Origin of the sequence: Streptomyces pacificus (genome assembly GCF_011766325.1) — a bacterium.
GTDB lineage: Bacteria > Actinomycetota > Actinomycetes > Streptomycetales > Streptomycetaceae > Streptomyces > Streptomyces pacificus.
In genome coordinates this window covers 24,113-34,393 of record NZ_BLLG01000030.1, presented here as the reverse complement: position 1 = coordinate 34,393, position 10,281 = coordinate 24,113, and the positions used below count along the sequence as shown (strand labels likewise).

General features: G+C 72.1%; 7 protein-coding genes. 1 reads left to right on the top strand and 6 read right to left on the bottom strand.

What is annotated here, in order from left to right; translation table 11 throughout:
- Nucleotides 1–311: 311 nt before the first annotated feature.
- Nucleotides 312–722: a hypothetical protein gene (locus tag SCWH03_RS27340; protein WP_254077068.1), complete on the bottom strand. Its 411-nt coding sequence runs from the start codon at nucleotides 720–722 to the stop codon at nucleotides 312–314.
- A 728-nt stretch (nucleotides 723–1,450) separates the two neighbouring features.
- Here SCWH03_RS27340 and SCWH03_RS27335 point away from each other — a divergent pair.
- Nucleotides 1,451–2,479, top strand: a complete 1,029-nt coding sequence (locus tag SCWH03_RS27335) for a helix-turn-helix transcriptional regulator (protein ID WP_173267448.1) — start codon at nucleotides 1,451–1,453, stop codon at nucleotides 2,477–2,479.
- On the opposite strand, the gene SCWH03_RS27330 is transcribed toward SCWH03_RS27335, so the two are convergent.
- The 5 genes from SCWH03_RS27330 to SCWH03_RS27310 all read right to left on the bottom strand — a co-directional run bounded on the left by SCWH03_RS27330 (nucleotide 2,470) and on the right by SCWH03_RS27310 (nucleotide 10,280).
- Nucleotides 2,470–3,435 carry an SDR family oxidoreductase gene (locus SCWH03_RS27330; RefSeq protein WP_371872800.1) on the bottom strand — a complete coding sequence of 322 codons (966 nt, stop codon included), beginning with the start codon at nucleotides 3,433–3,435 and terminating at the stop codon, nucleotides 2,470–2,472. The two genes, SCWH03_RS27335 and SCWH03_RS27330, sit on opposite strands and share 10 nt — an antisense overlap.
- 166 nt (nucleotides 3,436–3,601) lie before the next feature.
- Entirely contained in the window at nucleotides 3,602–4,201 is a 600-nt protein-coding gene (locus tag SCWH03_RS27325) for a hypothetical protein (RefSeq protein WP_173267444.1), read from the bottom strand.
- A 447-nt stretch (nucleotides 4,202–4,648) separates the two neighbouring features.
- On the bottom strand, nucleotides 4,649–5,815 hold the full coding sequence (locus tag SCWH03_RS27320; protein WP_173267442.1) for a serine hydrolase domain-containing protein: 1,167 nt from the start codon (nucleotides 5,813–5,815) through the stop codon (nucleotides 4,649–4,651).
- Between the two features lie 428 nt (nucleotides 5,816–6,243).
- On the bottom strand, nucleotides 6,244–6,924 hold the full coding sequence (locus SCWH03_RS27315; protein WP_173267440.1) for a formyltransferase family protein: 681 nt from the start codon (nucleotides 6,922–6,924) through the stop codon (nucleotides 6,244–6,246).
- Entirely contained in the window at nucleotides 6,921–10,280 is a 3,360-nt protein-coding gene (locus SCWH03_RS27310; RefSeq protein WP_173267438.1) for a non-ribosomal peptide synthetase, read from the bottom strand. Before SCWH03_RS27310 ends, SCWH03_RS27315 begins: the two co-directional genes overlap by 4 nt.
- Nucleotide 10,281: the final 1 nt, after the last annotated feature.

The following is a 10,281-nucleotide window of genomic DNA, read 5'->3' as shown; positions in this document are numbered from 1 at the left end:
GAGCCACAGCCGACCCTTCCGGGCATGGAGTCCTGCGCTGCGCTTCGGACTGTTGCGTCGTGCTTCGGACTGTTCGGGGGCGAGGGCCACGGTGCTGCACGCTATGCAAGCGAACTGGGTTGCGAAACAACCCAGTTCGCTCCCGCTCCGCGGGAGCACAAGCGGCTCGCTCCGCTCACCGCCTGGCGGGCCACACGAAGCGTGGCCCGCCAGCAGCAGGGAGGCTGGGGGTGGCCTCCCTGCTGCGCTCCAGTCATCCGTGACGCTCCGCGTCACCGGACGAGAGGGCGGGCGCCGGAAGGCTGAACAGGTTACTCGGGCTGTGTGACGGTCAGGGCCCAGCGAATACCTTCATCTGAGGCATCGATACCCACAGTGAAAGACCCCGCCTTTACAACACCCGCGTCCATGGCCACCGAGTCCACACCCCCGCTGCCGACAGGGCACCGCACGGTGAACGCCGCCACCTGCGACTCCTGCTTCATCGTCGCCCGGACACTGCCACCCCCTTCGCAGGCCACCGTGAGTACGGTCGGCAACCCTTCCCGCGCACCCCCGGAAACAACGCCGCCGTCTCCCGTCATCTCCTCAACCCACACCAGGCCCTCAGGCCCCGGGTGAGGGAGAAGACCCCCGCTTGTCGCAGCGGCAGGACCGACCCCTGCCCCGGTCAGCACACAGACCGTCAGCATCGCGACAGCCGCGATCTTCCTTGCACGCATCACATCTGCTCCTCAATCGGCCGGCAACGAGACGAGCAGTATTGCCCGGAGACAAACCGCGCGCATGAGTACGCGTACCCATGACAAACCGGAGAACCGACGGCAACCGGGGTTCCCAGAGTCCTCGAGCAAGACCGCACAACGCCGTACATCAAGATACGTGCTTCATTCTCATGAGGAGATACACTCTGGGACGATGGCAGGGTGCCGTTCCCTCCGCTTGCATCGTCCGGACTTGCACCAGGAGAAACCAGACGGAGTACGTCGACCTCCAGCATCGCTGATCAGCACAAGACAGCCCAGCGACAAGCCGTCAGCATCATACTGCGTGCCTGCGGCCCATGGTTTCGCGGAAGTTCGGACAGCCGCCCGGGCACGAGCCAGACGGTGACTGCCTTGACGGTCACACTGCCACAGCCCCGCTCCCTCGCCCCGAATTGCAGGCCGCCACGGCCCCCAGTATGTCGGTGCAGGCAAGACCAGCAACCGCATAGCGGGCGTCCACGCCGTGCTGCAGGAAGAGCCCGAGCAGCAGTGGCAGGCCCGAGAGATCACCGAGCCCCTCGGCGACACCAGCCTCGTCGCCACTTACCGGCAACCCGATCAAGAGGACACGTACAGGCCGCTACGCGGCAGCCGCACCACCAACGGCCGCTGCCTCGCGCCACAGCCACCAGCGCTGACTACCCGGCCTTGGGGGAAGCCCCCGGATCGACGATCATTGGGTCATGCGCACCGCCCGGCTGATCCGTATGGCCTTCCTCGTCCAGCTGAACCCCGGACTGACCGCCGGGGCCCTCGCCCGGGAGCTCGACGTCTCCGAGCGCACCGTGATCCGCGACGTCCAGGCTCTGCAGGAGGCCGGGGTTCCCGTCCGGTCGGAGCGCGGGCGGGTGGGCGGCTACTACCTGGCGGCGGGCTACCGGACCCGGCTCACCGCGCTGCATCCCACGGAGGCGGAGACGCTGTTCCTCTCCGGCCTGCCGTCGGCCCTGCGGGATCTGGGATTGTCGGACGCCGCGGACACCGCACGTCTGAAGCTGATGTCCAGCCTGCTTCCGTCGGTGCGGGCTGCGGCCGAGTCGTCCGCGCGCCGGTTCCATCTCGATGCGCCGGCCTGGTTCCGTCAGCCGTCCGCACCTCAGTCCCTGCCGGAACTGGCGCGCGCCGTGTGGTCCGACCGCACCGTCGAGCTGAGCTATGCGCGTCCTGGCCGCGGCGGCGCACCGCCCTCCGCGGTGTCCCGTGTGGTGGAACCGTACGGGCTCGTCCTGAAGGCCGGCGTGTGGTATCTCGTGGGTCGCCTTCCGGGAGAGGGGGCGGAGTACGGCGGAGCGTGGCGTACCTATCGCGTCGACCGCGTGACGGCAGTCGCGCCCGACGCGGGCAAACCGTTCCCGCGCGATCCGGCTTTCGACCTGGCCGCGCACTGGGAGGCACACGCGGCCGGGTTCGCCCGGGGTCTGCTGCTGACGACCGTCACCGTGCGCCTGACGGAGCAGGGCCTGCACCGCCTGCCTGCCGTGGTGGGCGAGGCCGGTGTCGAGGAGGCGCTGACCGGTGCCAGCGCTCCGGATGCGACGGGGCTGGTAACGCTCGTCCTGCCGACGGAGTCGCAGGACGTCGCTTTCGACCAGCTGAGCAGACTGGGCGCGGACGTGGAGGTTCTGGCCCCGGCGGGCCTGCGCGCACGCTTCCGCGAGCGCGCACTGGCCCTTGCCGCCCTGTACGGGGCGGAGCCGGGGAATCAACGGTAGTCGTCCGCCGAGGCGTCCTTTCCGCCGTAGGTGACATCCTCGAAGTAGGTCCATGCGTCCGGCCGGCTGCCGTCCACATCCCGGACACCGTAGATCCTGGCGAGCTCCGCGCTGGAGGTGGACTTGCCGTTCCATCGTGCGGCCCGGTCGGGGTCGGCGGCCAGGGCCGCGACCGTGCGGGCGAGGTAGTACGGGGACTCCGCGATCGCGAAGGCCGGTTCCCGGGCGACGGCGTCGCGCCAGTTCTCCTCGGTCACGCCGAAGTGGGTGAGCATCTGCTCCGAGCGGAGGAATCCCGGCGACACCGCGACCGCCGTGCCCCCGTACTCCGCTAGTTCCCGACCCAGTCCGAAGGCGAGCCGGATGGGGGCGTTCTTGGCGAGGTCGTAGTACATGTTCTCGCGGTAGCGGCGGTTGGTGACCGCCGTTCCGTCGGTGACCTCCACGTACAGCGGAGCGTCCGAGCGGATGAGGAGCGGCAGTACCAGGGCCGCAGTGATCACGTGCGAGCGGGCCCCGAGATCCAGGATGCGCAGACCGTCGGCGAGCGGGGTCTCCCAGCTCTTCTTGCCGAAGACCGACGAGGTCAGGAGGTGCTCGCCGCCCCAGAGGTCGTTGACGAGGATGTCGAGCCGTCCCCGTTCACGATCGATCCGCTGGACGAGGGCACGTACCTGGCCTTCCTCCAGGTGGTCGGTGGGGACGGCGATGCCGGTGCCGCCCGCCTCGGTGACCAGCTCCGCCGTCTCCTCGATGGTCTCCGTGGTCCGACCGACCTCGCTGGCGCGTTCGCGGGTGGTGCGGCCGGTGACATAGACGGTGGCGCCCGCGCGGCCGAGTTCGACGGCGAGGGCACGTCCGGCACCGCGGGTGGCCCCCGCGACGAGTGCGATCCGACCGTCGAGGGGGGCGTCCTGGAGAGTGTTCCGGGAGGTCTCGTTGCTCATGCCATTCATCATCCACGCCAAAACTGACAGATCATGTCACCCTTTCGCAGGTGCTTCGCACGCTCGGCAACGGGACCCGGCGAGCCCCGTCCCGGCGAGGCGGCTGTCGCCCGCCGCGCGGTCACCGCGGTACCTCACCCTGCTCGGGCGCACCTGCGGGGGCCTCACATGACAGTCAGGGCCGGAGCTGGTAGTGCATCAGGCGGGCGCGGGCGTGGTCGTGATCCGTTCCGAAGGTCCGGGCGACCGTGTCCCAGGACAGCTCGTCCCCGTCCGCGCTCGCGTGGGCGTCGGCCGCGGCGTGCCGGGCGACGCGCAGGGTGATGCGCTCCAGGGCGGCCACAGCCTTCAGGGCGGCCAGCGGGGAATCGGCGGCCAGGTCGTGCAACTGCTCGTCAAGGCGCTCCACGAGATCCGTCATCGCGGCGGGCAGCGGGAGCGAGCGGGCCTCGAGGTCGCGGACATGACCCTCGAACTCCGTGCGGGCGGCGGAGGTGTCGACCGATTCCGGGTCGTCCTCGGCCGTGCTCCAGTCGATCGTGTACAGGTGCTCGCCCCGCCAGCCGCAGGAGCACGCCGCCCGCAGGTGCGGCGCCCGCGGGCGGCCCAGGGTGCCGTCGTAGGCCCACCACTCCCTCATACTGGACATGTGGCTGCCGCTCCCGGCGTCCAGATACACCGGGGCGGGTTCGCTGCCGTCGGCCAGCACCGCCCCCGCGAAACCCTGATGCCGGTCCTCGAACTCCTCGAACTCATCCGAAACCCACACCGCCATCACCACTCCCCTCGCCTCGGCACCGCTGCCGCTCCGGCGGCCGCACAGCGAGACCGCCGCCGAGAGCGAGCCTGCCCGAACCCGGCATCCCGTGTGGGGCGAACCACCGAACCGGGACGACGCAAGGCGTTCTCGCGGCGCAGCACCCGGCCCTCGGCCACCGACGCCGGGCGGACCGCGCGGAGCCGCAGGGCCCGCCCGGCAGCGACGGTGGCATGGCGGATCCGCTGAGCCCCTGTGCCGCGTCGGGCAGCGTCTGCCCTGGGCGCGGGCGCGGCGTGCGGTGCATCGCAAGGCGCCGGCCCGGCTCGTCGCGGCCCTGCCCGGTCGAATTCGGCAGCGCAGCGATGAGCCGGGCCGGCTGTGCCGGGCGACGCGACGGGGCGAACATCGCCTGACCTATCATCAGGCCAGTGGTTCGGGCAGCGGCGGGTCATCTGCCGTCTCTCACAGGGCCCGGTACACCGCCTCGATCAGCGCCGTCTTGCGCGGGTCGTCGGCGATCCGGGGGCCCATGCGGTTCATGACGTACCCCATGGACAGTTCCGCCTCCGGGTCCGCGAGCCCGAAGGAGCCGCCGAAGCCGTCGTGGCCGATTGCGCGGGGGTTCGGCCCGTACGATCTGTTGGAACCGCTCAGCCACAGCCCGAGCGCGATCTCCGTGTCATGCTCGAAGCCCGCGCCGAGGACGAGGTCGCGACAGGGCCCCTGGCCTTCGCGGACCCGCTCGGCGGCGGCGGCCGACAGCACCCGGCTGCCGCCGAGCACACCGCCGGAGGCGACGATCCCGTACAGCTCGGCGACCGCGCGGGCCGTACCGTGACCGTTGGCTGCGGGAATCTCGGCGGCCCGCCACCGCGGGCCGTTCGCCTCGGCCGCGCCCACGACCGGATTGGCCGCGGCCGCCAGCGCTACCGAGTCCAACTCCGAGAACAATTCGGCCTGTCCACCGGTGGACGCGGAGGGCGCGTGAACCAGCTCGGCTGCGCGGTGGTGGTCCTTCTCCGGCAGTCCCACGGCGAAGTCGACACCATGCGGCCCCGTCACCGCCTCGCGCAGGAACGCGCCGGGCAGCAGGCCCGTGACACGCCGCACGACCTCGCCGACCAGGAAGCCGAACGTCAGCGCGTGATAGCCCGACCTCGTTCCCGGCTCCCACCACGGTTCGGTCGCGGCCAGCCGCGCCACCGTCAGCTCCCAGTCGCAGAGTTCGGCGAACGTGTGGGGCTCGCGGAGTCCGGCGAGGCCGGAGCGGTGCGACAGCAGATGGCGGACGAGGACCGACTCCTTCCCGGCGGCCGCGAACTCCGGCCAGTAGGTGGCGACGGGGGCGTCCAGTTCCAGCAGCCCCCGGTCGGCGAGGATGTGCGCGCACAGGGCGATCGGCCCCTTCGTCGTCGACCAGACGTTGACCAGGGTGTCCCGCTCCCATGGCCGGGTGCCCGCCGCGTCCGCCCAGCCGCCCCACAGGTCGACGACCGTCCGCCCGCCCACCCGGACGGCGACGGCCGCGCCGAGTTCGCCGCGCCGGACGAAGTTCTCCTCGAAGGCGGCGCGCACCGCGGCGAACCGCGTATCGCAGTGCCCCTGTATGCGTATCCCGGTTTCGGCCATGAGTCCTCCCTGGCTGCTCGTGCCCCTGGTATGCCCGCCGTGCACCGGCCGGTCGCCGCGAACATACCGACCGGTTGGATCGTGCGGAAGTCCGAAACAGCGAACACTGCAGCGGACCTGCAAAGTGAACCTACAAGGCGATCCGCAGTGATCAAAACGACGCGGCTCCCGAGGGCTCCGCGGTCCGGCACGCCCGGGAAGCGGCCGCTGTGGCGCCGCCCCGGCCCCGCGGGCGGGCCCTGGACGTCGGGTCACGGCCTGTGGGCGCTGAGCGGGCTGCCGTTGCCGTCCCGGCCCGAGAAGGCGACCGCCCCCGGCGGGTGCCGGTCGGGCGGGGCGGTCGCCTCGGGGGCTTCTCGCGATGCGGGTGGGGACGCCGGTCGGGCAGGTCGGTCGCCGTTCGCGCACACGCGGGGCGGGGGCTCTCCTCATCGCAGGGCAGCCGCGAGCTCCGGGAAGTACCCGGCCAGGAATCCGAGGTCCGTGGCCCGGGCGAAGCCCGGATCGCCGCGGTACCGGTCCAACCGGGCCAGGGCCTCGCGGCCGAAGTAGCGGCCCGGACCGGTGGACGGACGGGTGGGCTCGCCGGTCCAGCCGGGATCGGCGGCGACGAGGGGAAGACAGCGCTCGAACAGGCGGTGGCAGGCCTCCAGTCCCCGGCGCAGCACCACATGGAAGGGTTCGTCCGGTCCGATCGGGTAGTGGTCGGCCGCGAGTCGGGGACCGGTGTCGATGCCTTCCTCCACCTGGTGGAGTGTCGCGCCGAACTCCCGCTCTCCAGCCAGCATCGCGTACACCAGCGCTACTTCGGGCAGTCCGCGGTAGGCGGGGAGTGGGCCGTGGTGGATGTTCAGCACGCGCAGCCCACAGGACAGCACGGGAGATCGGAAGATCATCCGGTTGTTCAGCGACCAGACGATGCCGTCCGTGCTCGCGGCGGCCAGTTCGGCGGCAGCGGTGTTGACGTCCGTCACCTCGAGGAAAGGGGCGTCGGGTCGAACCGCGGGCACGCCGGCGGACGGGCCGCAGACCAGGTCCACCGGCAGGCCGCCGTCGAGCGTGTGCCGTACGGCGCGCCACAGCAGCGCGCCCTCCCCGACAAAGATCACGACACGCTCCGCCGTGCCTCGACGGCCTCGACGACCCGGCCCAGCGTCAGATTCTCGCTCAGCGGCCCGAGCCCGGACAGGAAGTCGCGCTCCGAGCCGCGCTCGAGCAGCTCTTCGCCGAGTGCGCTCAGCATCTCCAGGACCGCGAGTGAATCGCCGCCCAGCTCGTGGAAATCGGACGACGGACCGAGGTGGGCGGCGTCACAGCGCAGAACACGGGCCCAGATCCCGGCCGCCGTCCCGGCCACATCGACGCCGGGATCGGAAACGCCGCCGGGAACAGGAGTCCCCGATACCGCGGTGCGCGTTCCCGGTGCGGGCTCGGCCTCCGGGAGAGCCGCCCACTCGGCGCCGGCCGCCGGCCGCGGGGCGTCCGCGTGCCGAGGCCGTCGGGACTCGCCGAAGGGATCGCCGAGGGGGCTGTCGAAGGGGTTGGGGAGCGCATTGCGGTCGGTCTTGCCGCTGGCCGTCTCAGGAAACGCGGCGACCGCGCGGACGATCGCCGGCAGCAGGTGCGGCGGCAGGGTTCGGCTGAGTTCCGCGCGCGCGGCGGACTCGTCGAAGGCCGCAACGCCCTCCCCGTCGGGTACGACGAAGGCGCACAGCGCCTGTCCGCCCGTGTCGCGCCGGGGGCGGGCGACCACGGCTGCCCCGGCGACGCCCGGGAGCGCGGTCAGCGCCGCTTCGACCTCACCCGGCTCGACCCGGTGTCCGCGGATCTTCACCTGGGAGTCGATCCGGCCGGCGTATTCCAGCTGCCCGTCGGGCAGGCGGAGGGCCAGGTCGCCCGTGCGGTAGGCGCGCCGCCCATCCGGAAGGTAGACGAATCGCTCGGCCGTCAGCTCCGGACGGCCGAGGTAGCCGCGAGCCAGCTGGACACCGCTGACGACGAGTTCGCCGAGCTCGCCGTCCTCCACCTCGCGGCCCTGCTCGTCCAGTACAACCGCGGACATGCGGTGCACCGGCACTCCGATCGGTGTGGACGCGCGACGGACATCGCCGTCGACGACGGCGACGGTGCAGGCGACCGTCGCCTCCGTGGGGCCGTAGACGTTGACGACCAGACAGCCGGACCCGAGCGAGGCGCGTGCCCTGCGGCCGCTCGCCGCAGTGAGGTTCTCGCCGCCCAGCTGCAGCGCTCTGATGCCCGTCGGGCGCAGGCCGAGGCGCTCGGCGAGGGCCAGATGGGTCGGTGTCAGTCCGAGGGTGTTGGCCCGTCGGCCGGAGAACATCTCCCGCAGCTTGACGTGATCGAGTTCGCCGGGCACCGGCACCACGGCGCCGCCGTGCAGCAGGGGTGGGAAGATCTGCATGACCGAGAGGTCGAAGCCGGGCGAGAAGGAGTATGCGGCCCGGGTCTCCTCGTCGCACCTCATGAACGGGGATATCCATCCGATGAGATTGACCAAGCTGCGGTGCTCGATCTGCACACCCTTGGGCCTGCCCGTGGAGCCGGATGTGTAGATGACGTACGCCAGATCGTCCGGGCGGGGGGCGGCCGCCATGAGGGCCTCCTCCCGGCGCCGCGCGTCGACGTCAGCGCCGTCGCCCGCCGCGTCAGCCGGGTCAGCCGGGTCAGCGATGTCATCCAGGAGGATCGTGGTGACCCCGCCTCCGCAGTGGGCCGCGGTGGCGTACGAGGCCCCCTCCGCGAGGCAGAAGCGGGCCTGTGCGTCGTGCAGCAGTTCCCCGACCCGCTGCGCAGGGTTGCCCACGTCGACAGGAAGGAAGGCCGCCCCCGCCTTGAGGATTCCCCACACTCCGGCGAGGCCCGCCGGGGAGCGGTCCGCCAGGATGCCGACGACCTCGCCTCGGCGGGAGCCGCGAGCGAGCAGTTCGGCCGCGACCGCGTCGGAGCGGCGGTCCAGGTCCGCGTACGACCACACGAGATCGTCGCCGAGTACGGCGGGCACGTCCGGGTGGCGGGCCGCCCGGGACCGGAACGACTGCACCACGGTCGTGTCCAGCGAGGGGAGTCCGCCCGGACCGGGGGCGAGGAGCCGCTCGGCGGCGCCGGGCTCCCGCAGCGGCGCCGCAGGGGGGGTATGAGCGGCTCCCGCCGACCGCGGCACGGGGGCGGCTGCCGCCCCTGACAGCGCTGACTGCGCCGAGGAGATCTGGGGCGTGGAACGGGTGCCGGCGGCCGGTGCGGCTGCGCCCAGTGCGGACTCGACACGGTCGAGCAGCGCCTCGCAGCGCTCGCCGACGTCCGCCGCACCACGGGCGGAGGCCACCACCTCGATGTGCCCGGGCAGTTCCGTCAACGCGATGCTGAGGGGTACCAGGGGCGCGTGTACCGGCAGCGCATAGATGCTTTTCGCGGTGAAGTCCCCGGCGCTGAGATCCGCCGGCGCCAGTCGCCCGGCGTTCGACACGATGGCCGAAACGGGATAGCGGTGCGATGCCGACGTGGCGGCTCGGGAGGCGCCTACCAGCGCTGCGGCCACGGGCAGCGGCAGACGCGCCAGGGCGGATTCGGCGCCGGCCGCCAGCTCTCTGCGGGAGGCCAGCGCGTCGAGGAGCCGCCGGTGAAGGGTGTCCGGGCACTGCCCGGTGGGGACTTCGAGGAAGACGGGCAGGGCCAGATTGGCGGTCGACGACATGCCGGGGGCATGGCGCCGAAGGTCCACCGGGAACATGATCCGGCTCGTCGGGCCGGGCGCGTATTCGGCGATCGCGGCCGCCGTCTTCGCGGCCAGCGCCGCGTGCCGGCCCGCGATCGTGCGCCGCCGCCACACCGAGGTGTTCCCCGGACGTCCGGCCAGGGGCGAGCGCTGGTCGAGCCCGAGGCGGGGCCGCGGCCCGGTACGGCCCGCGGTGTCCAGCAGGGTGTAGTCGCTCATCGGGTCCGCTGCGCCGTGCAGCGGTTCACCGCGCAGGGCACGGAACACGTCGGCGGCCCATACCGACAGGCCCTTGAGGTCCATCACGGCGTGGGAAGCCCGGAAGACCACGGTGCTCGGTTCTCCCGCGAAGAGGAGGACTTCGCAGCTCGGGCTGTTCTCCGCGTCGGCCAGACGGCCGGCGAGCTCCGCCGGGCCCGTGGGATTCCCGTCGAAGGTCCCTGCGTCGGCGACCGAGACCCGGGCAGGACGTCCGCTGTCGACCCATGTGCGGCCGCGGCGCACCAGCCTGGAGCCGGGGCAGGATGCCGAGGCCCGGGCCACGGCCCGGCTCAGGGCCAGGGGATCGATCGTCCCCTCACCCTCGGCGGCGAGTTGGAGCACGAGCAGCTGACCCAGCCGGGCGGCGGCCAGGTAGGACCACTCGGTCGGGGAGACGGGACGGCGGAAACGGCTCTCCCCGGGCACGGCTGCCGGATCGCCGCTGCCCGTGGTGGCACGCTGTGCGGTCATG

Bases quoted from the DNA above. Each gene is read 5' to 3' on its own strand.
- SCWH03_RS27340 (WP_254077068.1), bottom strand. From the start codon at position 722: ATGCGTGCAAGGAAGATCGCGGCTGTCGCGATGCTGACGGTCTGTGTG.
- SCWH03_RS27335 (WP_173267448.1), top strand. From the start codon at position 1,451: ATGCGCACCGCCCGGCTGATCCGTATGGCCTTCCTCGTCCAGCTGAAC.
- SCWH03_RS27330 (WP_371872800.1), bottom strand. From the start codon at position 3,435: ATGAATGGCATGAGCAACGAGACCTCCCGGAACACTCTCCAGGACGCC.
- SCWH03_RS27325 (WP_173267444.1), bottom strand. From the start codon at position 4,201: ATGGCGGTGTGGGTTTCGGATGAGTTCGAGGAGTTCGAGGACCGGCAT.
- SCWH03_RS27320 (WP_173267442.1), bottom strand. From the start codon at position 5,815: ATGGCCGAAACCGGGATACGCATACAGGGGCACTGCGATACGCGGTTC.
- SCWH03_RS27310 (WP_173267438.1), bottom strand. From the start codon at position 10,280: ATGACCGCACAGCGTGCCACCACGGGCAGCGGCGATCCGGCAGCCGTG.